At 60.5% G+C, this 25800-nt stretch carries 20 protein-coding genes; 11 read left to right on the top strand and 9 right to left on the bottom strand.

Annotated elements, in window-relative coordinates:
• Positions 1-1288: 1288 nt before the first annotated feature.
• Genes AOQ71_RS00365 through AOQ71_RS00380 form a run of 4 tightly spaced genes read right to left on the bottom strand, consistent with a single transcriptional unit; the run spans position 1289 to position 7052 of the window.
• Positions 1289-2518, bottom strand: a complete 1230-nt coding sequence (locus AOQ71_RS00365) for a Gfo/Idh/MocA family protein (RefSeq protein WP_057740439.1) — start codon at positions 2516-2518, stop codon at positions 1289-1291.
• Between the two features lies 1 nt (position 2519).
• Complete coding sequence (locus tag AOQ71_RS00370) at positions 2520-4172, bottom strand: ABC transporter ATP-binding protein (protein ID WP_083513821.1); 1653 nt, start codon at positions 4170-4172, stop codon at positions 2520-2522.
• Positions 4173-4210: 38 nt separating this feature from the next.
• Complete coding sequence (gene ggt / locus AOQ71_RS00375) at positions 4211-5806, bottom strand: gamma-glutamyltransferase (RefSeq protein WP_057740441.1); 1596 nt, start codon at positions 5804-5806, stop codon at positions 4211-4213.
• Positions 5807-5843: 37 nt separating this feature from the next.
• A complete protein-coding gene (locus tag AOQ71_RS00380) occupies positions 5844-7052 on the bottom strand; it encodes an ROK family transcriptional regulator (RefSeq protein ID WP_057740447.1) in 1209 nt (402 codons plus the stop codon).
• A gap of 226 nt (positions 7053-7278) precedes the next feature.
• On the opposite strand from AOQ71_RS00380, the gene AOQ71_RS00385 reads away from it, so the two are divergent.
• Genes AOQ71_RS00385 through AOQ71_RS00395 form a run of 3 tightly spaced genes read left to right on the top strand, consistent with a single transcriptional unit; the run spans position 7279 to position 10647 of the window.
• Complete coding sequence (locus AOQ71_RS00385) at positions 7279-8790, top strand: ABC transporter substrate-binding protein (protein WP_057740451.1); 1512 nt, start codon at positions 7279-7281, stop codon at positions 8788-8790.
• A gap of 46 nt (positions 8791-8836) precedes the next feature.
• Positions 8837-9778, top strand: a complete 942-nt coding sequence (locus AOQ71_RS00390) for an ABC transporter permease (RefSeq protein WP_057740454.1) — start codon at positions 8837-8839, stop codon at positions 9776-9778.
• Positions 9775-10647 (top strand): ABC transporter permease, encoded by an 873-nt coding sequence (locus AOQ71_RS00395; RefSeq protein ID WP_057740456.1) that lies wholly within the window; start codon positions 9775-9777, stop codon positions 10645-10647. Before AOQ71_RS00390 ends, AOQ71_RS00395 begins: the two co-directional genes overlap by 4 nt.
• Before the next feature lie 52 nt (positions 10648-10699).
• Here the strand turns inward: AOQ71_RS00395 and AOQ71_RS00400 are convergent, their stop codons facing one another.
• Entirely contained in the window at positions 10700-11725 is a 1026-nt protein-coding gene (locus AOQ71_RS00400; RefSeq protein ID WP_057740458.1) for an aldo/keto reductase, read from the bottom strand.
• 446 nt (positions 11726-12171) lie between these two features.
• On the opposite strand from AOQ71_RS00400, the gene AOQ71_RS00405 reads away from it, so the two are divergent.
• From AOQ71_RS00405 to AOQ71_RS00430, 6 genes are all read left to right on the top strand, one after another.
• Positions 12172-13173 carry an autoinducer 2 ABC transporter substrate-binding protein gene (locus AOQ71_RS00405; protein ID WP_057740460.1) on the top strand — a complete coding sequence of 334 codons (1002 nt, stop codon included), beginning with the start codon at positions 12172-12174 and terminating at the stop codon, positions 13171-13173.
• Positions 13174-13275: 102 nt separating this feature from the next.
• Positions 13276-14760, top strand: a complete 1485-nt coding sequence (locus tag AOQ71_RS00410) for a sugar ABC transporter ATP-binding protein (RefSeq protein WP_057740462.1) — start codon at positions 13276-13278, stop codon at positions 14758-14760.
• Entirely contained in the window at positions 14753-15757 is a 1005-nt protein-coding gene (locus tag AOQ71_RS00415) for an ABC transporter permease (protein ID WP_057740536.1), read from the top strand. The genes AOQ71_RS00410 and AOQ71_RS00415 overlap by 8 nt, the downstream gene beginning before the upstream one ends.
• Positions 15754-16752, top strand: a complete 999-nt coding sequence (locus AOQ71_RS00420; RefSeq protein WP_057740465.1) for an ABC transporter permease — start codon at positions 15754-15756, stop codon at positions 16750-16752. The genes AOQ71_RS00415 and AOQ71_RS00420 overlap by 4 nt, the downstream gene beginning before the upstream one ends.
• Before the next feature lie 6 nt (positions 16753-16758).
• Positions 16759-18177, top strand: coding sequence for an FGGY family carbohydrate kinase (locus tag AOQ71_RS00425; RefSeq protein WP_057740467.1), 1419 nt, complete (start codon positions 16759-16761; stop codon positions 18175-18177).
• The gene (locus AOQ71_RS00430) at positions 18174-18887 is read left to right on the top strand and encodes a class II aldolase/adducin family protein (RefSeq protein WP_057740469.1); all 714 of its coding nucleotides are present in this window, start codon (positions 18174-18176) and stop codon (positions 18885-18887) included. Before AOQ71_RS00425 ends, AOQ71_RS00430 begins: the two co-directional genes overlap by 4 nt.
• 238 nt (positions 18888-19125) lie before the next feature.
• Here AOQ71_RS00430 and AOQ71_RS49530 read toward each other — a convergent pair whose 3' ends face one another.
• A complete protein-coding gene (locus AOQ71_RS49530) occupies positions 19126-19254 on the bottom strand; it encodes a hypothetical protein (RefSeq protein ID WP_283809553.1) in 129 nt (42 codons plus the stop codon).
• Between the two features lie 418 nt (positions 19255-19672).
• Between AOQ71_RS49530 and AOQ71_RS00435 the strand changes: the two genes are divergently transcribed.
• Positions 19673-21538 carry a VTT domain-containing protein gene (locus AOQ71_RS00435; RefSeq protein WP_245316585.1) on the top strand — a complete coding sequence of 622 codons (1866 nt, stop codon included), beginning with the start codon at positions 19673-19675 and terminating at the stop codon, positions 21536-21538.
• Positions 21535-22251 carry an endonuclease/exonuclease/phosphatase family protein gene (locus tag AOQ71_RS00440; RefSeq protein ID WP_245316586.1) on the top strand — a complete coding sequence of 239 codons (717 nt, stop codon included), beginning with the start codon at positions 21535-21537 and terminating at the stop codon, positions 22249-22251. Before AOQ71_RS00435 ends, AOQ71_RS00440 begins: the two co-directional genes overlap by 4 nt.
• A 131-nt stretch (positions 22252-22382) precedes the next feature.
• On the opposite strand, the gene AOQ71_RS00445 is transcribed toward AOQ71_RS00440, so the two are convergent.
• The 3 genes from AOQ71_RS00445 to AOQ71_RS00455 form a co-directional block, all read right to left on the bottom strand.
• Positions 22383-22853 carry a phosphate-starvation-inducible PsiE family protein gene (locus tag AOQ71_RS00445; protein WP_430648593.1) on the bottom strand — a complete coding sequence of 157 codons (471 nt, stop codon included), beginning with the start codon at positions 22851-22853 and terminating at the stop codon, positions 22383-22385.
• Positions 22854-23355: 502 nt separating this feature from the next.
• Positions 23356-24360: a cytochrome d ubiquinol oxidase subunit II gene (gene cydB, locus AOQ71_RS00450; protein ID WP_057740476.1), complete on the bottom strand. Its 1005-nt coding sequence runs from the start codon at positions 24358-24360 to the stop codon at positions 23356-23358.
• Positions 24361-24363: 3 nt separating this feature from the next.
• Positions 24364-25746: a cytochrome ubiquinol oxidase subunit I gene (locus tag AOQ71_RS00455; RefSeq protein WP_057740478.1), complete on the bottom strand. Its 1383-nt coding sequence runs from the start codon at positions 25744-25746 to the stop codon at positions 24364-24366.
• Positions 25747-25800 lie beyond the last annotated feature (54 nt).

A 25800-nucleotide genomic window follows, 5' to 3' on the forward strand; every position in this document is an offset into this window, starting at 1 on the left:
GGACACCTTTCACCGGCCTCGGTGGCAACCCGGGACCAGCTACTAAGGTCTGAACAAAGCCGGCGGCCGCCAGCGCGCTCCTGCAGTGAACACCACATCACGGTTCGGCCACCACTCAGCCCGACGCAATCGCGAAGGCACGTTTAGATCGCGAAAGGCCCTTCGCAGTCCCGCCCGCCATCCATCCGGGCCCGACCTGCGTTAACCCTGCCTCTGCTCCCGTAAGCGCGCCGACTGGTTCAATTCTGCCGCCAAGCCGCCTCATTGGATCTCCTCCGAACTTCCGACGCTCATCTCCGGCAGGCTTTGAGCGAGGCTTCTCCTTCGGTGCGCGTGACAGATGAGAGTGGCTCTCATCCTTGCTGGCCTCGGTACGCTCGCGGTGATGGAGCTCGATATGCCGCCGCGCACGATGAAGCCTGTGGACGCGCCGCCCGCTCATGCCACCTTTGGCCCGCATGATACGCTGACGACAGCAGACCGACTCGAAATCCCGCACATGCTTCAAGCGTAGCCACAGCCAATTTCCTCGAGCGAAGTGGTGCATCTGCCGGATCAAACCGCGATTGTTGTGCAAGGGACTTCGAAGATCATCGAGCAGAAGCGGAGCACACGCGGACGAAACTCCGCCGTCGAGCAGCCCAAATCTCGGGTCGAGCACGCAAAGGCAACTGCGAAACTCAATCGCGTCAGACCGGTCGCGGAGGTCAAACCGTGTTCGTCGGGGTCTTCGATGGCCTATTCCGAGTACTGAACCTGTCAACGCGATGATCGATGATCGTGTCGGACTGCGGCAGGTCAGAGAGCAAGGCCACCGGATATTCGGGACGCCCAGAGACGTACTCGTTCACTCTGCTCGAATAGCCGGCGAGTAGACATCGCCATGGCTGGACTCCCCTCAACCTGGCAGCAACTGCAACATATCGAAGTCGCAGGTAGAGGTCACCTGTATTATCGACGTCTGCAACCCACGAGGATCGCTATGGCGTCATTCGCGAGACCTTGGCCTGCCGAATGGCGGCCTCGATCTACTAGCTTACATCGCTTTTTTGATCTAATGAACTGCAATGTCGACAATAGCTCGGCAGGTGCAGGAACTACAGGAGCCTGCGCGAGCGCCTAACTGGGCCGTGGAGAACGATGAGGGAGCGCAAAGGCGAATTCACCACCTCATCTTTCGCTCGTAGTGCTGCCATTCACCAATCTATGTGATGACCGTGAACAAGACTACTTCGTGGACGGTGTAACCGAGACCTTGACTACCGAGCTTTCGCGTATTTTCACGCCCTCACCGAGCCACGGGCGGAACGTAGTGTTCGAGCTCAGGGTCCGGGAAATGCACGGTCTGTCCGAGTTCAGCAGAGCGATAGAGCCCCATGAGCATTTCCATTACTCCGACTCCGTCATCGAAGGTCTCGGCAGGGCTCGTACCAAGCCTGAATGCTTCGACCATATGACGGTTTTCGTCTGTGTAACCATAGATACCGGCTTCGTCCTCGACCACGGGCATCAAGCCTTGTTCGGCATTCTGCTTCTCGACGAGATCCTCGCCTTCGGACCCGGTGAGCGTGCGCGAAAGAAAGACCTTGAGCCCAGTTGAAAGCGACGAGAACTCCATCGAATATTCGGGGCCGAGCAGCTCGAGCTGGATACGCAGCCCGGCGCCAACGTAAGCCCACGAGGTCGTCGCCTCGATCATCAATTGGTGTCCGTCCGCATCTTCCATCGTAAGGATGCCGCGCGCGAAATCCTCGACGGGACGCTTTGCAAAATCGATTCCCATTCGTTTCTTGAGGTCGGCGGCATAATGGGGCCGTGTCCATTTTAGGTTGGCCGTAGTGGCGCTGGCGCTGACCAGCCGCAGGGATTGGCGGTTCGCACCGGGCGCAGTCAGCATGAAGCGTGCGACCTCGACCGAATGACACATCATGTCGGAAAGAACTCCGCCACCCTGCTTGTCGCCCTGCCAGAACCATGGCTCGTGCGGTCCCGAATGCTCCTCCGCCGCGCGAGCAAGATAAGGGCGGCCGCTCCCAGGGACGGCCCGTCGCCAAATGATGTCCTTGCCACGAATCACCGCAGTCGAAAATATCTGGTTCTCCAGATAGCCATGGAGCAGGCCTGCATCTTCGGCAAGCCTGCGCATTTCCCGCGCCTCCGCAAGCGTGCGGGCCAACGGCTTTTCACATGCGACGGCGCGCAATGGGGCTCCAGCCTTGGTCACCCGGTGAATCTCACGCATGATGTTGAGACGCGTGTCGTTCGGTGTCAGCAGCCAGAGCGCATCGACCTCGCCGGAAATGGCCATCGCTTCGATACTGTCGAACACACGCGCCTGTCCAAGGCCAAGACTGCGCGCCTTGTCGGCGATACGCGCACGCCGCTGCGCGGAGCGGCTGTACACGCCGCCGACGCTGACATTGCGCACGCCGAGCATGGACTGCAGATGGAATGCGGCGATAAAGCCGCTGCCAATGAGCCCGACACGCAGTATCGGAAGTTCGGTGAGCTTCTGCATATCAGACCTCCTTCGATGATGGTATGGGCTTAGGTCGGTCCGTGGCTTTGCGTTGCCGCCCCGGTACCGCGGCCAGCAATGCCTGCGTATAAGGATGCTCCGGCCGATTGAGCAAATCTGCGGTCGGCCTGATCTCCACGATTTCGCCGAGGCGCATCACGGCAATCCGGTCGCAGACCTGGGCCGCAACGTTGAGATCGTGGGTGATGAACAGCACCGCCAGCCGCAGCTTCTCTTTAAGTGTCTCGAGCAGGGCCAGCACCTGTGCCTGAACCGATACGTCGAGCGCAGATACTGGTTCGTCTGCGACCAAGACCTCAGGATCGAGCGCCAGCGCACGCGCAATGCCGATCCGCTGGCGCTGACCACCGGAAAATTCGTGCGGAAAACGTCGCGCGGCGGCTGGATCGAGGCCGACGAGAGCCAAAAGCTCCTCGGCGCGAGTGAAAGCCTGCGCCGGCGGAACCCCATGCGCAATTGGACCGTCGGCGATGATTCGTCCGACGCGACGGCGCGGGTTGAGCGAGGCAAAGGGATCTTGGAAAACCATTTGGATGTGCTTTCGCGCGGCCCGCAGACGCGGTCCGTGCGCTTTGGAAAAATCAAGTTCGCCGATGCGGACCACGCCTGCATCGGCGTCGGTGAGACGCATCACCAATCGCCCGATCGTGCTCTTGCCCGAGCCCGACTCTCCGACAAGGCCGAGCGTCTCGCCGCGCCGGATCTCGAAGCTCACATCCCTGACGGCCGCCACCTCGGTCCGCGCTCCAAACCATCCGCTCGCCCGGTACGTCTTTGCAAGTCCTATCGTGGCACAGGCAATCGGTTCGTCCTTGATTTGCGTCCGCTCCGGCGGAACTCCGCCCGGTACGGCGGCGAGCAGCCGGCGGGTATAAGGATCATTCGGGCGTCTCAGAACATCTTCGACAGACCCTTGTTCGACAACCCGCCCTTTCTCCATGACCGCGACGCGGTCCGCGATATCGGCGACGACGCCGAAATCATGAGTAATGAAAAGCACCGCCATGCCGCGCCGCTGCTGGATGTCGCGGATGAGCCGAAGGATTTGCGCTTGCGTGGTGACGTCAAGCGCCGTGGTCGGCTCGTCTGCCACCAGAACCGACGGCTCGAGCGCCAGTGCCATGGCGATCATGACACGCTGACGTTGGCCGCCCGACATCTGATGCGGATAGCTGCGAATGATCCGCTCCAGATCACGCAAGCCCACTTCCTCAAGCAGCGCGCGCACGCGTTCCTGCCGTTCGGGCGGCGTCAGTTGCTCGTGCGCCTCGAACGCCTCCATGATTTGATCGCCGATCCGGATCACAGGATTGAGCGCCGTCATCGGCTCCTGGAAGATCATTGCGATACGCCGCCCCCGCAATGTCCGCCATTCGGCCGGCGCCAGCCTCAGCAAATCGCGCCCTTCGAACCGAATGGCTCCAGCAACTGGACGAATAGCGTGTGGCAGCAGGCCCATCGCAGCGGAGGCGCAGAGCGATTTGCCAGAGCCGGATTCGCCGACAACACAGAGGATCTCTCGCGCATGCAAGGCAAGCGAGACATCTTCGACCGCGAAGGTCCGATCGGCGCCGGCGGGAAGTGCCAGCGTCAGTTGCTCAATCGACAGGATCGGTTCGACGATGTCGTTCATTTCGCCCGATCCAACATCGCTTTTCTCCCTCACCTCGGTCACGCCGCCAACGCGATGCCGTCCTTGCGATGATCCGATGCTCCAAACATGACGCCCCGTGACACATCGACATGCACGGCCTGGAAACCTCCCAACGGCTCGTCCGCCCGGACCACGCGATGGCCGCGACCGGTCAAGTCATCGGCGATCGAGGAGGCTATCGTAGGCTCGAGGGTCAACACGCCGTCGAATGCAAAGCTGCGTGGCGCATCCGAGGACTGCTGAATGTCCCAACCGCGGTCGAGCATGCCGCTCAGGATCTGCATATGTCCTGTCGCCTGATACTGTCCACCCATCACGCCAAAGGCCATGACCGGTTTGCCGCGCCTGGCCAGCAGGCCCGGAATGATGGTGTGGAATGGACGCTTTCCAGGCGCGACCACATTGGGGTGCCCGTCAATGAGCGAGAATCCCGAACCCCGATTCTGAAGCAACACGCCCGAGCGAGGCGCGTAGATGCCACTTCCGAAAGCGAAGAACAGCGAATTGATGAGAGACACCATGTTGCCGTCGCGATCGGCGACCGCGACATAGGCAGTGTCACGATGAACGGGCATGTCGAAATCCGTCGGCGCGCTCGCACGCTCGCGCCTGATGCGAGAGCGCAATGTCGCGACTGATCCCTCCGAGAGCAATGCGTCGATATCGAAGGGGCTGAATGAGGGATCCGCAACGAGCGCATCGCGCTGCCGGTAAGCCGCCTTGGTCGCCTCGGCCAGAAGATGGATGCGCTCTGCCTCGCCGAGCGCTGGATCGGCCATGTCGAAGCCGGAAAGGATTCGCGCGATCAGCAGCGCTGCCACGCCCTGTCCGTTCGGCGGACATTGCCAGATTTGATGATCCCGGTAGTCGGCACTGATTGGCGTCACGTAGTCCGATCGCGCAGTCGCAAGGTCATCGGCCTCCATGAGGCCGCCCAGCGCTTTCAAGATCGCGACGATTTCATCGGCGACGGCCCCCTCGTAGAACGCAGCGCGGCCCTCACGTGCAATGCGGCGTAACGTGGCGCCGAGCGCCGGATGGCTGAGCTTGCCGCCGACAACGGGCGCAGTGCCACCGGGCAGGTACACCGCCACCCCGGTCTGATGCCGTTCGATCCGATGGCCATAGCGTGCCCAGTCCAGGGCGGCGCGCGGGGTCACGACGAAGCCGTTCTCGGCCGCCTTGATCGCAGGCGCCAAAACTTCGTCCAGGCCCTTTGAACCATAATCAGCGGAGAGCCGGCACCAGGCATCGACCGCCCCCGGAATTGTAACGGCATGGGGCGAGTCATCCGGGATCGACGTCAATCCGCACCGCCGAAACCAGCCCGGTTCTGCCTTCGCCGGCGCGCGACCCGAGCCATTTATGGCGACGGGATTGCCTGAAGCGGGAGCATAAATCGCAAAGCAGTCGCCACCGACGCCGGTCATGTGCGGATCGATGACACCCTGAAGCGCGATGGCAGCAATCGCGGCGTCGACGGCGTTGCCGCCGCTGCGAAGGATTTCGACCGCAGCCAGCGTGACGGCGGGGTGAGAGGCTGCGACCATGCCCCGTTCGCCGACCGCCAGCGAGCGTCCTGGCAGCATGAAATCGCGCTGTCCCCAGCTCATGCCCTTCTCCGATCGTTGGTGTGAAGCCGGTGGATTTTCATGCCGCAACATCCGCCGCCACGGCGGGAAGGGCCAGCGGGCCCGCCCCCCTGCCGATGCCGAACAGGGAGCGATGCACAAGATCAATCGCGCTACCGACCGCACCGATCAGCGTGGCGCGATTGCCGAGCGCGCTGCGCTCGATCCTAACAGGCTGGCGCATGCATCGCCCGAGATACTCGTCGACCCGCAGCTTCAGTTCGGGGCGCGCGCCGATGCTGCCGCCCATGATGATGATCTCTGAATCGAGGACGCTGTGCACGGCCAGAATCGCACTCGCAAGGATCCGGCTGACTTCGTCGATTGCTATTCTTGCCGCCTCATCGCTATCCAGCCGATCGAAGACATCACGCACCGTGCTGCCAGAAATTCCACCAAGTGCGAGATAGCGCTCGACAATCCCCACGCTGCCGACGGCGGTTTCCAGCGTCCCCAAACGAAGACCGCGCGTATCGTAGGGATCGCCGCCAAGTGGCAAATAGGCGATCTCACCGGCTGCGCCACGCGCGCCGCGCACGAGATAGCCGTCCGAAAAGATGCCCATGCCGATACCGGTGCCGACAGCGATAAAGGCGAAGCTGCGGGCCTTGCGGCTGTTGCCTCGCCAGTGCTCGCCGATCGCGGCAAGATTGACGTCGTTCTCGATCGCGACCTCGATCCCGAGGCGCTCGCGCAGTTCGGCCCGCACATCCAGACTATCCAATCCGGGAATGTTGGGCGCGATGACGATGCTGCCCGACGCCGGATCGATGATACCAGGGCTTCCCATCACGCCGCCGCGCAGACGTTGGACTGGTACAGACGCTTGCAGAAGCAAAGCCTCCTGCATGCGTCCGATCTGAGCGACCACGGCAGCACCACCGTCGCCGGTTGTCGGCTCGATGCTCTCGGCGACGATCTCCCCCTGCAAATCGGCAAGCGCGACGTGCAGTTTCGTGCCGCCCAGATCGACGCCCAGCACGAAAGCTGCGTCCGGCCGCAACGCATAGGTGACCGCGCTCCTGCCCACGCTGCCCTGGATTTGTCCGTCCTCACGGACCCAGCCGTCGCGTTCGAGGTCGCGCATAACTTCGGAAATCGTCTGCTTGGACAGGCCCGTGCTGCGAGCGAGTTCGGCGCGCGAGACCGCTCGATCACGCAACAGGCGCTCGACAACGAGCCGCACGGATTGCTGCCGCGCGATGGGCGACGTGGGGGCGTCTGGCATGAAGGCTCAATCCATTTCGTCAGGCCACCGAACTAATGCTGACTTATGTCAGTCGTCAAGGGGCGCGACGCGACGTCGTTTTGCTCAACAACGGTATTATAATATATCTAACTTCTACGCCATAAGTCGATTTGTTCTAGACGTTTACAAATTTGATAGGGCGTGCTTGTCTTGCCCCTCGACGGCGGAGCCTTGGCAGAGAAGCCCCGGGAAGAAAGGAATTCGCATGAAGCGGATCGGCACAGCATTGGCGGCAATTCTGATGATCGGATCCGGCCTTGTGTCGGCCAGTGCGGCAACACTGCGGGTCGGCATTCAGGACGATCCCGATGCGCTCGACCCCGCACTCAGCGGTACCTATACCGGCCGGTTCGTGTTTGCGGCACTGTGCGACAAGCTTGTCGATATCTCCCCCGACCTCAAGATCGTGCCACAGCTGGCAGAGGCCTGGGATTGGGCCGCGGACGGCAAGTCGGTCACCTTTACCCTGCGCAAGAACGTCACGTTCCACGACGGCACCGCGTTTGATGCGGCGGCGGTCAAGTTCAATATCGAACGCATGAAAACGATGCCGGATTCGAAGCGCAAGGCCGAACTCGCGCCGATCGTGAGCGTCGAAGCCCTCGCGGCGGACAAGGTGAAGTTCAACCTGTCTGAACCGTTCGTGCCGCTGCTTGCCAATCTCAGCGATCGCGCGGGCATGATGGTATCGCCGAAGGCCGCCACGGAGAAAGCCGGCGACTTTGCAGCTGCACCGGTCTGTGCTGGTCCCTATCAATTTGTCGAGCGCAAGTCACGCGACCTCATTCGCCTCAAGAAGTACCCGGGCTACTGGAACGCCGGGACCGTCGGCTACGACGAGGTCGTCTACTATTACGTGCCCGACTCGACTGTGCGCTTGTCCCGCGTACGTGCGGGCGATCTCGAACTCGCGGAACGCGTAGCGCCCACCGATCTCAAGACCGTGCGCGACGACCCCAACCTCACGCTCCATTCCGGCCAGGGACTTGCGGTCTCGCATTTGATGTTCAATGTCGGCGCAGGCGCGAAAGCCGATACGCCACTCGGCAAGAACGCGGCGCTGCGGCAGGCGTTTGAACTCGCGATCGATCGCAATGTCATCAATCGCGTTGCCTTCAACGGCGAGTTCCTGGCGGACAACCAGATGATTCCGCCGTCGTCTCCGTTCTACGATTCGGCTCACAAGGCACCGACCCGCGACGTTGCCAAAGCCAAGGCGCTGATTGCAGCAGCGGGAATGACTCGTGTCCCGGTCGAACTTTCGTACGAAAACTCAGCCGGCGACGCCCGGGTTGCACAGATCATCCAGTCGATGGCGGCCGAGGCCGGCTTCGACGTGAAGCTGCTGCCGATGGAAACGACCACTGCCATCGAGCGGTATCTGAACGGCAATTTCGAAGCCTATATCGGCAACTGGAGCGGCCGTGCCGATCCGGACCCCACACTGGTTGCATTCTTCAGTTGCGCAGGTTCCCAGAACGTCAACAAATATTGCAACAAGGATCTCGATGCGATCCTGACTCAGGCGCGCGGCGAGGCCGACGAAGCCAAGCGCAAGGCCCTCTACGCGAAAGCGACCGATACTTACCTGACCGCGCTCTCGTCGATTCCGCTCTATCACCCCAACTGGTTCTTTGCCGCTCGCAAATCCGTCGGCGGCATCGTTATGGTGCCGGACGGGCTGCTACGCCTCGTGGGTGTCAAACCAGCGAATTGAGGCGCAACGTGTCGCGCTCTCCTCAGGTGAGGACCCGTCTGTTGCAATGAAGACCCTGCTTCTGCGCCGTCTTGCCGTCCTGCTCCCGACCCTGTTGCTGGTGTCGATGATGGTGTTCGGTCTGCAGAAGCTGCTGCCCGGGGATCCGGCGCTGGCTCTCGCCGGCGAGGAGCGCAATCCCGAGGTCATCGAGTATCTTCGGCAGAAATATCGCTTCAATGAGCCGATTCCGGTGCAATACGGCATCTGGCTCAAGGCCCTGGTGCATGGTGATTTCGGCACCTCGGTCCGCACCAGGCTGCCGATCGGCACCATGCTGGCAGAAAAACTTCCGGTGACGATTGAGCTCGCGAGCCTATCGATGCTGGTCGCGCTGCTTGTAGGGTTGCCGATCGGAATCCTCGCGGCCCTGGGGCGTGGGACACCACTCGACTATGGTGCAAGTCTTTTCGGACTTGCTGGACTTTCCATTCCGCATTTCTGGCTGGGGATCATGTTGATCCTTCTGTTTTCAGTGAACCTCGGCTGGCTGCCGGCCGGTGGCTTCGTGCCGCCAACTGAAAGTATCGGCCGCAACCTGATCTCCATGCTGATGCCTGCTTTGGTGCTGGGCACCGGCACAGCTGCGATCATGATGCGCCATGTCCGCGGTGCGATGATTGAGGCGATGAAGCAGGACTATGTCCGCACCGCCCGCGCCAAGGGCGTCCGCGAGCGTTCCATCGTGCTGCGCCATGCGCTGCCGAATGCGCTCATCCCGGTGGTCACGTTGGGCACATTGCAATTCGGCGAATTACTGGCGGGCGCGGTGTTGACCGAACAGGTCTTCTCGATTCCGGGCTTCGGCAAGATGGTCGTCGATGGCGTGTTCAGCCGCGACTATGCCGTGGTTCAGGCAGTCGTGCTCTGCACCGCGGCAATCTTTCTGCTGATGAGCCTGATTGCGGACATCGCCTATGTGCTGCTCAATCCCAGGCTCAGGACATGAGCACCATCGAGGCCACGCCGGTGCCCGCTCCGATGCGCGCAGGCAGGCGCTCCGAAATTCGTCGCCTGTTGCGCGAGCCGTCCGCCGTGATAGGCGGCACCATCATCATGTTCTTCGTGGTGCTGGCGGTGTTCGCGCCATGGATAGGGCCTTATGATCCGAATACGCCGGATTGGATGGCAATTCGTGCTGCGCCCAATGCAGCGCATTGGTTTGGCACGGACGATCTCGGCCGCGATGTGCTGTCTCGGGTCATCTTCGGAACACAAGCATCGCTCGCGGCGGGCCTGGTGTCCGTGACTGTTGCGGTGCTGATCGGCCTACCGTTCGGTCTTATTGCTGGCTATTTCGGTGGGGCCGCCGACATGGTGATCTCTCGTGTTGCGGATGCTCTCCTCGCCTGCCCCTTTCTCGTCCTCGCGATTGCGCTGGCCGCATTCCTGGGTCCCAGCCTCCAGAATGCGATGATCGCGATCGGCATCTCCGCGATTCCAGTCTTCGTCCGCGTTTCACGCGCCGAGACATTGGTTGTCCGCACCGAGGATTACATCGCTGCAGCGCGCGCTCAGGGGCTGGGTCATTTCGCCATTCTGACGGGGCAGGTCCTGCCGAACGTGCTTGCACCGACCATCGTGCAGGCGACGCTCACGATGGCCATCGCAGTTTTGGCCGAGGCGAGCCTAGCCTTTCTTGGACTAGGTCAATTGCCTCCTGCTCCCTCCTGGGGAGCCATGCTGGATGTTGCTAGACAGTTCCTCAGCGAGGCGCCCTGGATGGCATTCTGGCCCGGTCTCGCGATCATCGCGCTCGTGGTCGGCTTCAACTTGATCGGCGATGGTCTCAACAGTGCGCTGAATCCCAGGCAATAGATCCAAATATATATAGGCGAGTTCCCGAGCCGCCTCTCTCAGGTCGCCCGCTCTATCCCGGAACGGGCGCTTCTGCGTCCAGCAAGCGGGCCGCCTTGAGATCGCCCCAGAGTGCGGTTGGCACTGAGGCGGTCAGCGCAGCTACATTGCGCTCGACCTCCTGTGCATCATGCGCCCCGAGCACCACGCTCGCGACAGCCGGATGACCAAGGGCGAAATGTAGAGCGGCCGTCGGCAACGGCACCCCATGAGCCGTGCAGATACGCTGGATTTCAACGACCTTCGCAAGAATGTGCGGCGGCGCATCCTGATAATTGTACTTGGCGCCCTTGGTGGCGCCCGTCGCCAAAATTCCCGAATTGAACACTCCGCCGAGCAGCACCGCGATGCCCTGCTTTAGCGCCAGCGGCATGAACTCCTCGAGTGCGGGCTGCTCGAGCAGCGAATAGCGTCCGGCGAGCAGCATCACCTCGAAGGACCCGGCTTTCGCAAAGCGCACGCACATTTCGGCTTCATTGACACCGATCCCGATGCCCGCGACCACGCCCTCGGAACGAAGCTTGTCGAGCGCCACATAGGCCCCGGACATCGCTTCACGAAAGCGGTCTTCGATCGCGTTCTTACCGTGGGTCCACACATCGACATCATGGATCAGCAACAGGTCGATACGGTCGGTGCCAAGCCGCAACAGCGATTGCTCGACCGAGCGCATGGTGCCGTCGTAGGAATAGTCGACGACGGCGCGGTGCGGCTGTCCGCCGACAAACCCGGACCTAGTCTCCGGCTGGTGAAAAGGATCCATCCACCGACCGGTCTTGGTGCAAAGCACCACGTCGTTGCGTTGCACACGCCGGAGCGCCGTTCCACAGCGATGTTCCGACAGGCCATTGCCATAGTGGGGCGATGTATCGAGCAAATTGATGCCGAGCTCGAAGGCGCGGCTTGCCGCAGCAATCGCGGTCTGGTCGTCGAGCTCAAGAAAGAGGTCGCCCAGTGGCGCGGTCCCGAATCCGAGGATGGAAACTTCAAGTCCGGTCCGGCCAAGAGTGCGATGCGGTAAAGCCGATTGCGAAACCATGATGGATTGCTGCCTTCTCCGCGGTCTCAATGACGCGCTGGTCCCGTAAGTGGTGATGCGCAGCCTATGTATTTGCCGCGACGTGTCAACGCGGAGGATTAGCCCGCTGCGCAAAGCGGCTCAGCCGGCACGATCGTTGTTCAAATAATGTCGTAAACGACCTTGCGGCCGCGACTTATAGCAAAGAGGAGGAATGATGCCTCTAGGCCACGCATGATCCGCACCTTGCCCGCGTCTCGAAGGCAATATCAGGTACCGCACTGCGATGGTGGCTGCGAACATGTCACTTGCTTGACACGCTCTGGAGCGCTGGTTTCTAATCTCCCTCAAGGTCCTGCGGCTGGACTGGCAGAACTTTCTGTCAGGCAAGCAATAACAGCAGGCTCGACTGCTTCCCCCCGGCGAGGGCCAGGGTGTGGAATCAGATAATTTCCTGGGAGGGAACAATGGACAGACGCCAAACTCTCAAGCTGATCGGTGGTACGGCCGCATTGGCCGGTGCCGGTTTTCCAGGCTTTGCCTTTGCGCAAGCCCAACAGGAAATGGTCACGGTCGTAAAGATTGCGGGAATTCCTTGGTTCAATGCACTTGAAAAGGGAATCCAGAAGGGCGCGAAGGACTTCAGCATCAATGCCACGATGGTTGGCCCAGCGAACGTCGATCCGGCACAGCAAGTAAAGCTCCTTGAGGATCTGATTGCCAAGAAGGTCAACGTGATCGGCTTGGTGCCGCTTGATGTCAAGGTCTGCGAACCGGTGCTAAAGCGCGCTCAGGCCGCCGGAATCAAGGTCATCACGCATGAGGGCCCGGAGCAGGAAGGCCGCGACTGGAATGTGGAATTGATCGACTCGGTTCGTTTTGGCGAGGTGCAGATGGAACGTCTCGCCAAGGACATGGGCGGCGAAGGCGACTATGTCGTCTATGTCGGAACTCTTACGACGCCGCTTCACAATAAATGGGCCGATGCAGCGATTGCCTACCAGCAAAAGAATTTTCCGAAGATGAAGCTCGTCGCTGACCGCTTTCCCGGCGCCGACGAGATCGACACGAGCCAACGCACGACGCTCGACGTGATCAAGGCTTATCCGAACCTGCGCGGCATTCTCGGCTTTGGTTCGAATGGACCGATCGGAGCCGGAAATGCCGTGCGTCAGCAACGCCTCGCCAAGAAGATCGCTGTGGTCGGCACCGTGCTGCCGAGCCAGGCGAAGTCGCTCATCGCGGATGATACGATCCGCGAAGGTTTCCTTTGGAATCCCACCGATGCGGGTTACGCCATGGTCGCGGTGGCCAAACTCGTGCTCGATGGCAAGCCAATCACGGATGGCGTCGAGGTGCCCGGCCTTGGCAAGGCAGCAGTCGACGTCGCCGGAAAACAGATCAAGGTCGACAAGATCATGCGGATTAACAAGGAGACCATCGACGGGCTGATTGCGGGCGGGCTCTAGTAAACCGGCTCAGCCTCCTCATCGCGCTGCATTCCCGGCCTTCCGGCTGGGAATGCGGTCCTTGTCGGGTGATCGCACGATCGAAGTCCTTGCAGGCGAATCTTGTCGACCTTTCTGGAAATGTCCGGCATATCGAAACGTTTTGGCGGCGTTCACGCGCTCCGCAACGTCGATTTGACTCTGGAGGCTGGCGAGGTGCATTGCCTGGTCGGTGAAAACGGCTCGGGCAAGTCCACTCTGATCAAGATTATTTCGGGCGTCGAGGCAGCGGAGCCTGGCGGCCGAATTGCAATTTGTGGGAAGGAATATCCCAATCTAAACCCGGTCTACTCTACGCATTGCGGCATTCAGGTCATCTACCAGGATCTTTCGCTGTTTCCCAACCTCACCGTCGCCGAGAATATTGCGATGGCGCATCATCTTGGCGGCCTTCATTCGGTCGACTGGGTCTCAATTCGCGCTACCGCGAAGGCGACAATGGCAAAGATCGGCGTTGAGTTCGATCCGGACGCAAAAGTCGCTGAGCTCAGCATTGCCGGACGCCAGCTGGTAGCGATATGCCGAGCATTGGCTGCGGACGCCAAACTCCTGATCATGGACGAGCCGACGGCGTCGTTGACCCGCCACGAGGTGAACACCCTCATCAAGCTTGTGAGCGAGTTGAAGCGTGCTGGCATTTGCGTCGTTTTCGTCAGCCACCGTCTTGATGAGGTACTTGAAATCGCCGAACGCGTGACCGTACTGCGGGACGGCGCCAAAGTCGGTACTTTTGCAGCAGACACAATTAACGGGCGGAAACTCAGCCAGCTGATGACCGGTAAGTCATTCGAGTATCAGGTACAGGCGCCTGAGCTTGCCGCCGGCCCGATTGTTCTGGAAGTCAAGGGCCTGGGACGCGAAGGTGAGTACGAGGACGTCAGCTTGCAGTTGCGCGCAGGGGAAGTGGTGGGTCTGACCGGTCTCCTCGGCTCCGGCCGCACCGAACTCGCACTGTCGCTGTTTGGCATGAAACCGCCCGATCGCGGCACCATCGCGCTCGATGGCCGTCCGGTCGCGCTCCGTACAAATGCAGATGCGATCGATCGAGGGATCGCCTATGTATCCGAGGATAGGCTCGCCCTTGGTCTCATCCTGAATCAATCCGTCACGGCCAACGTCACGCTCACGGTACTGGAACGTCTGGCCGGCGCATTCGGCCTGATTGCCGCGCGCGCGCGACGGACCCACGTCGCTCGGTGGGTCGCTGAACTCGGGATCAAGGTCTCCAACCCGGCCAACGCGGTGAAGACGCTCTCCGGAGGCAATCAGCAGCGGGTCGTGCTCGCCAAATGGATGGCAACCAACCCGCGAGTGCTTATCCTCGATAGCCCCACCGTGGGCGTCGACATCAGCGCGAAGGACGGAATTTACGAAATCATCCGGCGGTTAGCCCGCGACGGCGTAGCGGTGCTGATGATATCGGACGAAATTCCCGAGGTCCTTTATCATAGTCATCGCGTTCTGGTGATGCGGGAAGGTCGTTTGACAACTGACGTGGCTGCCGCAGCCACTTCCGAAGATGCGCTTCGGCAGGCCGTCAATGCCTAAAGCGCACGTTGCATCATTCGGCAGGTTTCGTCGCAGCCACGAATTCTGGCTGCTGCTGGTAATCCTCGGGCTCTGCGCCGGCTTGGGCTTTGCGAATGCACAATTCCTGACCCTTCAAAATCTCTTTGATCTGCTGACCTCCTACGCATTCGTCGGCATCCTGGCGCTGGGGCTGCTGGTCGTGCTGATCGCCGGCGGAATTGACATCTCATTCACCGCGACCGCGTCGGTCGCGCAATATGTTACCCTCTCGCTCGCCAATGCGTACGGAGCGAACTGGATCAGCGTCTTCGCCATCGCGATTGGGATCGGAGGTGCGCTCGGCGCCCTCAACGCGGTCTTCATCCAGAAGCTTCGCATTCCATCGATCATCGTTTCGATCGCAACGCTGAACATTTTTTACGGGCTTCTGATCTTTTTTACCGGCGGCAAATATATCTATTCGCTGCCCGACTGGTTCGCGACCGGAATATTCTGGTTCGAATTCGAATGGGGCAAGGATAGCTCCTACGGTGTCAACCTGCAGATTCTCGCGCTGGCACTGGCATTTCTCGTCACATGGCTCCTGCTGAACCGAACCAATATCGGCCGGCAGATCTATGCCATGGGAGGCAATGCCGATGCCGCGCAGCGGCTCGGCTTCCACGTTTTCGGCCTCAACATACTGGTCTATGGCTACATGGGTGTCATGGCCGGAATCGCCTCTCTGATCCAGGCACAACTCGCTCAGTCCGTTGCCCCGACAGTGCTGGTCGGCAAGGAACTCGATGTCGTCGCCGCCGTGGTGCTCGGCGGTGCCAGCTTGATGGGCGGCGTTGGCACCGTTCTTGGCACGTTCTTGGGCCTGACGCTGCTCGCAGTGCTGCAAAATGGAATCATCTTGCTGGGCGTTTCGTCGTACTGGTCACCGTTTTTCGTCGGCTTGGTGATTCTTATTTCGGTCTCAGCGACCGCCTGGTCGCAGCGAGAGCGGCGAACCCGGAGTGCGCGCGCATGAGCAACGCGTCACTTCGCCGGCGTATGGTCGGCCTCGCTGGTAGCGGTACGGTCGGCACCCTCCTCTTGCTGTTACTCGCGCTGTGGGTGGTGTTCGCGATCACGATTGGCGACCGGTTCTTCTCGGCCAACACGCTGCAATCCATGGCTTTCCAGATGCCGGAACTCGGCATCCTTTCACTTGCAATGATGCTGGCCTTGCTGTCGGGAGGACTCAACCTTTCCATCATCGCAACGGCCAATCTGTCCGGACTGACCATTGCCTTCCTGCTGACGCGCTACATCCCTGGGAGTCAGGGTATTGCCTGGGTCGGCATTCAGGCACTGGCGATCGCCGCAGGATTTGCGGTGGCCGCATTGGTCGGCCTTCTTAATGGTTTTGTCATCGCGTATCTCGGCGTTTCGCCGATCCTGGCCACGCTCGGCACGATGACGCTCTGCAAGGGCGTCGCGATCGGCCTGTCGCGTGGTAACGTCGTCTCCGGATTTCCGGATCCGATCGTATTTATCGGAAATGGAACGGTTTTCGGGGTGCCCTTTGCTCTGATCATACTTGCGTTCTGTGCCTTCCCCATCGCGCTCATGCTGAACGCGACCCCGTTCGGGGCAAAGGTCTACATGATTGGCTCGAACGAGCAAGCGACTCGCTACTCCGGCGTCAACACCCGCGCCGTCCTTCTCAAACTCTATGTCTTGTCCAGCCTACTCGCGGGCGTGGCAGCGGTGGTCATGTTGGCACGCTTCAACTCGGCCAACGCAGCATACGGCGAGAGCTATCTTCTGGTCACCATACTTGCGGCTGTCCTCGGTGGGATCGATCCGTTTGGTGGCTTCGGAAAAGTCGGTGGGCTAATGCTCGCGCTGATCATCCTTCAGGTGATCTCCTCGGCATTCAACCTTCTGAACCTCAGCCAATTCCTCACGCTAGCGATCTGGGGGGGTATTTTGATTGTCGTCGCGGCGGTTCCTCATTTCGCCGGAAAAATGCTGCGATAGCGAACGATGATGGGCCCTGTCGTCTCGACCAACATCGCGGTTCTCGACATTGGCAAGACCAGTCTCAAGCTGCTAGTGGCCAGTGAGGAGGGGTGGCCGCTCGAGGCACATGCGATCCCTAATGTGCCGATGACTCAGGGTTCGTACCTCGCCTATGATCTGACTGGGCTGGAAGATTGGCTTCTTGATACTCTTGCCGTCGTCTCGCAACGCCATGCTATCGGCGCCGTGATCGTAGCAGCGCATGGATGCGGCGCGGTTCTCGTCGACGGTGATATGCCAGTGCTGCCGATGATGGACTATGATGCCGTCTCTCCGCCGGAAATCGATCAAGCCTATGCTCGGATCGCGCCCGGCTACAATGAGGTGTTTTGCGGAATCAGAGGCGCAATGCGGCTCGGAAAGCAGCTGCTGTGGCAGGAAAGCGCATTTCCGGCCGAATTCGCCTGCGCAAAACACTATCTGACCACCGCTCAGTTTTTCGCCTTGCGACTTGGCGGACGCGCGGCCAGTGAAATCTCGCAGCTCGCGGCTCAGAGTCATATCTGGGACCTCGTCCACCATCAGCCTTCTTCTCTGATGCGCAGCCGCGGCTGGAGCCACTTGCTGCCAGAACTCATACCCGCCGGTGCTGTGCTAGGGACGGTTTCGGAGTCCGTAGCCAAGCGCACCGGCTTGGCTCGATCGACCGAAATCCTCTGCGGCGTGCATGATTCCAATGCCAACCTGTTTCGCTACAAGGCCGCCGGAATGGCCGATGCCTCGATCCTATCGACCGGGACCTGGATGATCGGGTTTCAGCGCGGCCTCCCCTTGGACAAGCTCGATGGCGCGCGCGCGATGGTTCTCAATATAGATGTCGATGGTGAGAACGCACCTTCGACATTGATCGCGACTGGCCGTGAATACGACCTGATCCGCGGAAAAGACTGTGCTGTCGACGCAGCCGTTCTCGCCGCGTTGCCCACCCTGCTGTCGAGGGGCACCCTCGCGCTCCCCTCCTTCATCGACGATGACGGATTGTTTCCGGGTGCCGCTAACCGCGGACAGGTCATCGGCCCACCTCCCGAAACGCCTGCCGAACGGCAGGCCTTGGCCGTGCTCTATGCGGCGTTCAGCGCAAACCGCTGCCTTGATGCGCTTGAGAGCTCGAGACGCATCATCATCGATGGGGGCTTTGCCGCAAACTGGCCCTTCGCCCGCTGCCTTGCGACCTTGCGTCCCTCGCAGAGCGTCTGGGTGAGTCAATCCCCGCATGGAACGGCGCTTGGCGCCGCGCTGCTGTGGCGCAGATTCTCGCGTACTCTTCCGGTTAAGAGCGTGGTACTTAACGCCGTCGCATCGCTCAGCAGCGATGGGGTCGACCCGCGTGACCTTTCCGCTGCCTATCAATCCTGGATCGCTTTCTCGGAGGCTGCTTCATGACAGACCCTAACCATTTCGATCTCCGTCAAGGCATCGTCGATACCTGCAGGCAGATGAACCGGAACGGTCTCAATCAGGGTACATCGGGCAATCTTTCGCACCGTATTCCAAACGGGATGCTGATCACGCCTACCAGTCTGCCCTATGATCGGATGCAGCCGGAGGATATTGTTGCGATGGATTTTGCCGCGAACTACCAGGGCAACCATCGGCCTTCCTCCGAGTGGCGCTTTCACCGCGATATTCTGCGAGCACGTGATGACGTCAACGTCGTGCTCCATACGCATTCCACCTTCAGTACAACGCTCGCCATTCACGAGCGTGGCATCCCCTGCTTTCACTATATGGTCGCAGTTGCGGGTGGCAACGATATCCGCTGCGCGCCCTATGCCTGTTTTGGTACGCAAGCACTATCGGACTACGCCCTCAAGGCGCTCGAAGATCGGAACGCCTGCCTGCTTGGCCATCACGGCTTGCTGGTGACGGCCCAGACGTTTGAAAAGGCTCTCTGGCTCGCCATGGAAGTAGAGACGCTGGCAAAGATGTATGTCCATGCGTTGGCTATCGGCGAGCCGCCGCGCCTCAGCGACGCTGAAATGGCGCAGGTACATGAGCAGATGAAACGCATGAGATACGGCCAAGCGCCTGATCTTGACGGCGTCGGCGATGTTCCGCGCGCATCACCTGAGCCGAAAGGAGCAGCACACTGATGGTGGATGCGATGGACAACTGCCATAGAGCTTTCCGCTTGGGAACTCGGCGATGTACGAGAACTCAGCATCGGGGGTTCGAGTCCTTGGAGGGCTACCTAAACGGTGATCTCTCCGATCGTCGCGGAACCAGGTGCGAATCCTGTGGACGATCAATCCCGCCCACGTGTCAGTCCTGGAGCCGTTGCAGATCTTTGTCGCGATCTCAGTGGCGCGGCGCTGTATCGTGCGCGGCATCTCACAAGAGCGGGACGTGATAGATCTCGTCCGGTGTCTTGAACGAAATCGTGAACAGCCAGTGGACCGGTAACAAGAGCTGCACGGTCACGATGCCGACCCTTAGATAGCGGACGCCGAGAATGCGCACTTTGCTGGCTGGAAGCCCTGCCCATCCTCATCGCGCGCGAAGAATAAATGCTCGGACAACGCGAAGACGCCGCCAACCAGCACTGGCCGCCACCAAAGCGGCTCGCCAAATTCGGAACCGATTGGATGTGCACGCGTTTCAGCTAGCCGTCAGCCAACCGAGACGCAGGTCGCCTCTGCTCAGAACATCTTCCATTCTCATCCCCGGCGAAACCGTTTGGCGACGATGCAGAGCAGACCGCGTCGCGGTCCTGAACGATGGGGCCGAATATTTTGCGGCACTACGGGCCGCGCTGCTCCTCGCCGACCGCGAGGTATACATAATCGGGTGGGACATCCACAGCGAGACACTTCTCGTGGGTCCCACCGGTTGCGTGGATGATGGCCTTCCGCCAATGCTCGGACCATTCCTGAGAGCGTTGAGCGAGAAGAAGCCAGAGCTCGTTGTCAACATTTTGGATTGGGACTTTGCCGCTCTGTATGCCGCCGAGCGTGAATGGAATTCAGCGGAACAATTCAACTCCGGCATCGGTGGCCGCATTCGCTTTTGCCTTGATGACAGCCTGCCCCTTGGATCGGCGCAGCATCAAAAGATCGTCGTGATAGACGATCTCGTCGCCTTTGTCGGAGGACTAGATCTCACGGTGCGGCGCTGGGACACGAGCCAGCACGCTGCCAGCAATCCGCTTCGTGTCGATCACGAGGGAAGGCCCTATCCACCATTTCACGACATTCAATGCATGGTCGATAGCGATGCCGCAGCAGCGCTGGGCGAAGTTGCCCGGGCGAGATGGGGCGCCGCCGGTTGCGCTGTGTCGCACGCCCAGCGGCGGAGCGGCAATCGATGGCCAGACTTCGTCACCATCGACGGACGCGATCTCATGGTCGGCATCGCCAGGACCGCACCGCAAACCGCCGATCAACCAGGAATTACGGAAGTGTCGCGGTTGTTCGAAGCCTCGATAGCAACAGCCAACCGGCTGATCTACATCGAGAACCAATTCACCAGCGCCAACGAAATCGCGCTTGCTCTGGCGCGTCGCATGACAAGCGTGCCTTCGCTGAGAGTGCTGATCGTCGCTCCACGGGGGCACTCGTCCTGGTTCGAATCGCAGGCTATGCAGGGCGGCCGGCGCAGTTTCATGTCTCCGTTCGTCGCCGCCGGCGTAACCGAGCGGCTGCGCATTCTTTATCCCACTTCAGCGCAACCGCAATCTGATGCCGCCGCCATCATGGTTCACAGCAAGGTCATGACCGTCGACGACGACTTTCTTCGTGTTGGCTCGGCCAACCTCAATAACCGTTCGCTGGGCGCCGATTCCGAATGCGACCTCGCCTTTGAGGCAACCTGCGATGAGCACGAGGCGTTCATCCGCAGCGTACGGCACCGCCTAATCGGCCACTTCCTCGGGCTCGAGGCGCGTGAGATCGCGTCCAATGAGCAGGACCTTCTGGGGTTCATCGACCGTCACCGATCGTCAGGGGCCGGCAAGAAGCTGGTGCCGATTGAAGACCAAAACATCTCCGTGCGCGCCATGACGGAGTTTGTGCAGCCGATCGCCGATCCCAGGAGGCCGCTCGACCTGCGGCGCACCGCGCGCCGAATTTGGACGGCACGAACAATGATCGGGGTCGCGGGCATTGCGCTGTCGCTCGTCGGACTGATGTTTGCATGGCAATACACGCCGCTCAATGCCTTGACGGAGGTCGGTTACGTTACCGACGTCATTTCGCAGAATACACAGTCGAAATTCGCTCCGCTGTTTGCGATCGCGGCGTTCGTACTGGGCGGACTCGTCGTGTTTCCGGTCCTCGTTCTCATCGCCGCGACAGCGGCCGCGCTTGGCCCATGGCTCGGCTTTGCCAGTTCGCTCACCGGCGTGCTGCTGAGTGCATCTCTTCTCTTCATGATCGGCCGCTTCATGGGACACAAGCGGCTGCAATCACTTATGGGCATGCGCGCTCTGCGAATTCAGGATCGCATCGTCGGCAAGGGGGTGGTTGCGGTCGCCCTTGTCCGCATGGTGCCGATCGCGCCGTTTTCGCTTGTCAATCTACTTGCCGGGGCCAGTCAGTTGACCCTACGCGATTTTCTGATCGGTACTCTATTGGGAATGGCACCGGGCATTGCCACCATGGCGGCCCTCGGTGCGCAGATCGCGGACTTTGCCCGCAACGCATCCTGGTCCAGCGCGGTGCTGCTCGGCGCTACCATCGCGGCCTGGATCGGCGTTTGTCTGGGCGCGCAGTTCGTGGTCACCTGGCTTGCCGGGCGCAATCGGTGACGGGCTTTCTTCGCGTCATGACATGGAACGTGCATGGCACGTTCAACCTCAATCCCGGGTTCGATCTGGAAGGTATCAGCGCCATCATAAAGAAATGGTCGCCGGATGTGGTCGCGTTGCAGGAGGTCGATTCGCGCGGGCGCACCGAAGACCCCTTCACAAAGCTTGCAGATGTAGTGGGAGAACATCGCGCAGAAGCCCGCTCGATCATTACCGCGGATGGCGACTACGGCCAGATCCTGCTTAGCAGACTTCCGTTCGCAGCCCCGCCCGTGATTACAGATGTCTCCTATCAGGAACGGGAACCGCGCCGCGCGATTACGGTCCGCATCCGGACAACCCTCCGCGAGGTCACCGTCGTCGCCACCCACCTCGGTCTTTCGATCCATGAGCGCCAAGCGCAGGCCCGCGCGATCGCCAGCCTGGTCGATAGTCCCTGTACAGTGGTGGTCGGCGATTTCAACGACTGGCTTTGGGTTAAGTCCGTACGGCGCGCATTGGCTGCCCCTTGCCCGGTGCGTACTCAGCTGCGAACGTTTCCGTCATGGCTGCCAATCCTACGCCTCGATCGCATTTACACCACGGCGAACGGCAGGATCCTGGAGGCGTGGACCGATAAGGACGCGAAGGCTTATTCGGATCATCTGCCGGTCATCGCGGATATTGCATTTTCCGGCGTTACTAACTCGGATAGCGCAAAAGAGCAAAATTGACGATCAACGCGTACCCGTCAGGCGGCGCCCGATCTCGAGCATCACGTTGGACAGGCAGTTTGGTCGCCTAGAGGCAATCGCCACAGCCTTCGCACACCGATTCTTGTTCAGGGGTCGGTGACCCAAGCTTTCTAGACGGGTTCTTGCCGCCGATCGCGATCGCGCACCAACCAATATACCACGCCGAGCGCCATAATGATTGCGGCGAACGCGACAAGGTGCGGGGCATCCGTCTCGTTCAGGTCCAGGATAATGACCTTTCGGCAAATGGCGAGTAGCGCGATCATCACGACCGAACGGATCTGCACCACGGTGTCGAGCCGTTCGGCCCCTACCAGGAGCGACTTCTTGAACTCGAGCGCAATGATCACGGTGAAGATCATTCCGAACACCGCCTGGAAGACAGCGTAGTCCGAAGGATCGAGGGTTCCGCTCAGAACCAGCCCGAAGAGAACCTTCAGGCTGAGACTCCACACAGCGGCCGCGACGATGATAGCGATCAGCGCGGTGAGAATGATGAGGACAAGATGCTCGAACCGCTGATAAAGCGAGAGCAACCCGAACTTGTTCCCTGCCTCCCGCCATTCCCGCATGGTCGGCATCGAAGTCTCCCGCGCACCGTCTAAACCGGAGTGTTCGCTCGGTAGCCGGCCTATTCCGGCGAGATCTATTTCATTCGCCCTCGCCTGCCCTTGATAACCGTCAATTGCTGGGTACCGGCGTCACCTCCGGCTTTACGTTGACCAGTGCCAAGCCCTGCTTCGCGGCCGCTAGTCATCTGGCACAGATTGGCGGGGCGGTCTCCGTGCGGGCGACGTACCGCTGCTAAGGAGATTGAAACGGCGGTGACGATCCGCGCTGGCAGGAACGGCTTCGAGCACAAGGATGTCCCGTGTATCTTCGCGACCCAGCCGATTCACCACCGCGATAACTTCGATTACTGGCTAGTGTCCTTGCAAAAAGATCGTAAATACCGACTCACGACCAGAGGTAAAGAACGAAGGCGCATCCTCTACATCGTCAGGAGAAGACGCTTGTTGAGAAGGCCGCCGCAGTTAGCGGCGTTTCCAATGCTTGGAACATTGCGCGACTCGCGCTCCCTTCTTAGCGACCGTAACCGCTCTGATCGGTCGTCTTGCCGCGAAATACCCAGTAGGCGAAGGCGAAATACGCCAGGACGAGCGGCACGATCACTGCCGTGCCGGCTCCGACGAAGGCGAGCGTTGGCCGGGACGACGCCGCCTGCCACAACGTCGCGGTGTAAGGCACCGCGTAGGGCCATAGACTGATGCCGAGCCCGAGGAACGCCAGAAGAAAGACCGAGATCGCCAGCAGAAAAGCTCGCCAGTCGCGAGTGTCGGAAATCGCGCGCCAAGCGCAGAACGCGACACCCGCTGTCACCATCGGGATCGGTGAAAGAAAGGCGATGTTCGGCCAGCTAAACCAGCGCGTCGCGATCCTAGGGAAGGCGAGCGGCGTCCAAATGCTGACGATTACGATGAACGCGAGCGCCAAAGGCAAGGTGATACGAGCGGCGCGACGGCCATAATTCGCGGTCGTGCCACTGCTCTTGAAGATGAGCCAGGTGGCTCCAAGCATTGCATAACCCGCAAGCAGGCCCACCCCACAGATCACCGCGAAAACACTCAAGAAACCGACGGAGCTGCCGCGAAAGGATCCATCTGTGACAGGAATCCCCTCGATGAAGGCGCCGAGCACGATGCCTTGGCAGAACGTTGCGAGCGTCGACCCGCCGGTGAATGCCAGGTCCCAAAGCCAGCGGAAGCGCGTTGAGCGAAAACGGAATTCGAAGGCGATGCCGCGGAAGACCAGCGCGAACAGCATCGCCATCAGCGGCAGGTAAAATGCCGGCAGCAAGGTCGCGTATGCGAGAGGAAAGGCTGCGAGTAATAGCGTGCCGCCGAGAATCAGCCAGGTTTCGTTCCCGTCCCAGAACGGGGCGATCGAGTTGATCATCGTGGCGCGTTCCGCCTCGCCAGGCGCAAAGACAACCAGGATGCCGATACCCAGATCAAACCCATCCATCACGACGTACATGATGACGCTGAACACGACCGCGAGCCCAAGCAGAACAGGGAGCCAGTCCATGGCCTACTCCGCAGCCTGACCGGCCGGGGCGGATACCAGGCCGGGCTGCACCCCCGCCGGTCGCTCCGTCGCTTCGTCGATTGGACCCCGCAGCACGGTCCGAATGGCGTAAAAGAAGAAGGCAATCAGCAATGCTGTATAGACCAGGATGAACAGCGCAAATGATCCCGCCACGGCCGATGCCGCGACCGGCGAGAGCGCATCCGCGGTACGCAAGTGACCATAGACGACGTAGGGCTGCCGCCCGACTTCCGTTACGGTCCAACCACAAAGCACCGCAAGGAACGGCAAGGGGCTCGAACAGACGCAGGCAAGATGAAACCAGCGCGCCTCGCTGAGGCGCCTGCGCAACATCAGCCAGCCACCGGCGAGAACCAGCATCAGCATCAACAGCCACAGCCCGACCATTATTCGGAACGCGAAGAACACGTAAGGTACCGGTGGACGCTCCTGCGGCGATACCGAGGTCAAGCCGGGCACCAGCCCGTCCCAGTGGTGCGTCAGGATCAGGCTACCGAGCTTCGGAACCGCGAGTTCGTAGTCGTTGCGCTCGTTAGCAACGTCCGGCCAGGCGAACAGAACGAGGTGTTGGCCTCGGCGCGTCTGCCAATCGCCTTCCATGGCCGCAACCTTGATTGGCTGATATTGGAAAGAGTTTCGCCCGTGCAGGTCGCCCAGGACGCCCTGAACCGGGACCAGGACCAGTGCCATCGGCAGCGCAACGGAAAGCCCCGTGCGGGCAAATTCTTGATGGCACCGCCGCCACAAATAGAACCCGCACACACCGATGACGACAAATGTGCCCGCGAGGTAGGCGGCCGTCACCATGTGCAAGTAACGATAGGGCAAGGACGGGGTGAAGATTGCACCTATCCAGCTCACCAGCGCGAACTTCCCGTCAGCTTCGACTCGGAATCCGGCGGGAGTCTGCATCCAGCTGTTGGCAGCCAGTATCCAGAATGCGCTGATGACCGCGCCGAGGGCAACAGCCAAGCATGAGAAGAAATGAAGCCGAGGGCTTACCCGATCCATGCCGAACAGCATCACTCCCACAAAGCCGGCTTCTAGAAAAAAGGCCATGAGCACTTCGTAGGTAAAGAACGGCCCGATGACATTTGCCGTGCGCTCAGCAAAGACGCTCCAGTTGGTGCCGATCTGATAAGACATGACCAGCCCGGTCACCACACCCATAGCGAACCCGAGGGCAAACAGGCGAACCCAAAAGCGCAGCAGAGCGCGATAAACCGGCCGCCCGGTCCGCAGCCAGAGTACGCTGATGATGACGATGAACCCGGAGACCCCAATTGTGTAGGCCGGCCACAGAATGTGAAATCCGATCGTGAAGGCGAACTGCGCGCGTGAAAGCAGTAAGGCTGATTCGGCCATCAAGAGACCTATAGATTTCTGTTCGAGCCGGTGGTTACCGGCCCTCGCCGGATC

Source organism: Bradyrhizobium manausense (assembly GCF_001440035.1).
GTDB lineage: Bacteria > Pseudomonadota > Alphaproteobacteria > Rhizobiales > Xanthobacteraceae > Bradyrhizobium > Bradyrhizobium manausense.

Excerpts from the sequence above, each read along its gene's own strand:
- AOQ71_RS00365 (WP_057740439.1), bottom strand. The coding sequence starts at position 2,518 with ATGCAGAAGCTCACCGAACTTCCGATACTGCGTGTCGGGCTCATTGGC.
- AOQ71_RS00370 (WP_083513821.1), bottom strand. The coding sequence starts at position 4,172 with ATGAACGACATCGTCGAACCGATCCTGTCGATTGAGCAACTGACGCTG.
- ggt (WP_057740441.1), bottom strand. The coding sequence starts at position 5,806 with ATGAGCTGGGGACAGCGCGATTTCATGCTGCCAGGACGCTCGCTGGCG.
- AOQ71_RS00380 (WP_057740447.1), bottom strand. The coding sequence starts at position 7,052 with ATGCCAGACGCCCCCACGTCGCCCATCGCGCGGCAGCAATCCGTGCGG.
- AOQ71_RS00385 (WP_057740451.1), top strand. The coding sequence starts at position 7,279 with ATGAAGCGGATCGGCACAGCATTGGCGGCAATTCTGATGATCGGATCC.
- AOQ71_RS00390 (WP_057740454.1), top strand. The coding sequence starts at position 8,837 with ATGAAGACCCTGCTTCTGCGCCGTCTTGCCGTCCTGCTCCCGACCCTG.
- AOQ71_RS00395 (WP_057740456.1), top strand. The coding sequence starts at position 9,775 with ATGAGCACCATCGAGGCCACGCCGGTGCCCGCTCCGATGCGCGCAGGC.
- AOQ71_RS00400 (WP_057740458.1), bottom strand. The coding sequence starts at position 11,725 with ATGGTTTCGCAATCGGCTTTACCGCATCGCACTCTTGGCCGGACCGGA.
- AOQ71_RS00405 (WP_057740460.1), top strand. The coding sequence starts at position 12,172 with ATGGACAGACGCCAAACTCTCAAGCTGATCGGTGGTACGGCCGCATTG.
- AOQ71_RS00415 (WP_057740536.1), top strand. The coding sequence starts at position 14,753 with ATGCCTAAAGCGCACGTTGCATCATTCGGCAGGTTTCGTCGCAGCCAC.
- AOQ71_RS00420 (WP_057740465.1), top strand. The coding sequence starts at position 15,754 with ATGAGCAACGCGTCACTTCGCCGGCGTATGGTCGGCCTCGCTGGTAGC.
- AOQ71_RS00425 (WP_057740467.1), top strand. The coding sequence starts at position 16,759 with ATGATGGGCCCTGTCGTCTCGACCAACATCGCGGTTCTCGACATTGGC.
- AOQ71_RS00430 (WP_057740469.1), top strand. The coding sequence starts at position 18,174 with ATGACAGACCCTAACCATTTCGATCTCCGTCAAGGCATCGTCGATACC.
- AOQ71_RS00445 (WP_430648593.1), bottom strand. The coding sequence starts at position 22,853 with ATGCCGACCATGCGGGAATGGCGGGAGGCAGGGAACAAGTTCGGGTTG.
- cydB (WP_057740476.1), bottom strand. The coding sequence starts at position 24,360 with ATGGACTGGCTCCCTGTTCTGCTTGGGCTCGCGGTCGTGTTCAGCGTC.
- AOQ71_RS00455 (WP_057740478.1), bottom strand. The coding sequence starts at position 25,746 with ATGGCCGAATCAGCCTTACTGCTTTCACGCGCGCAGTTCGCCTTCACG.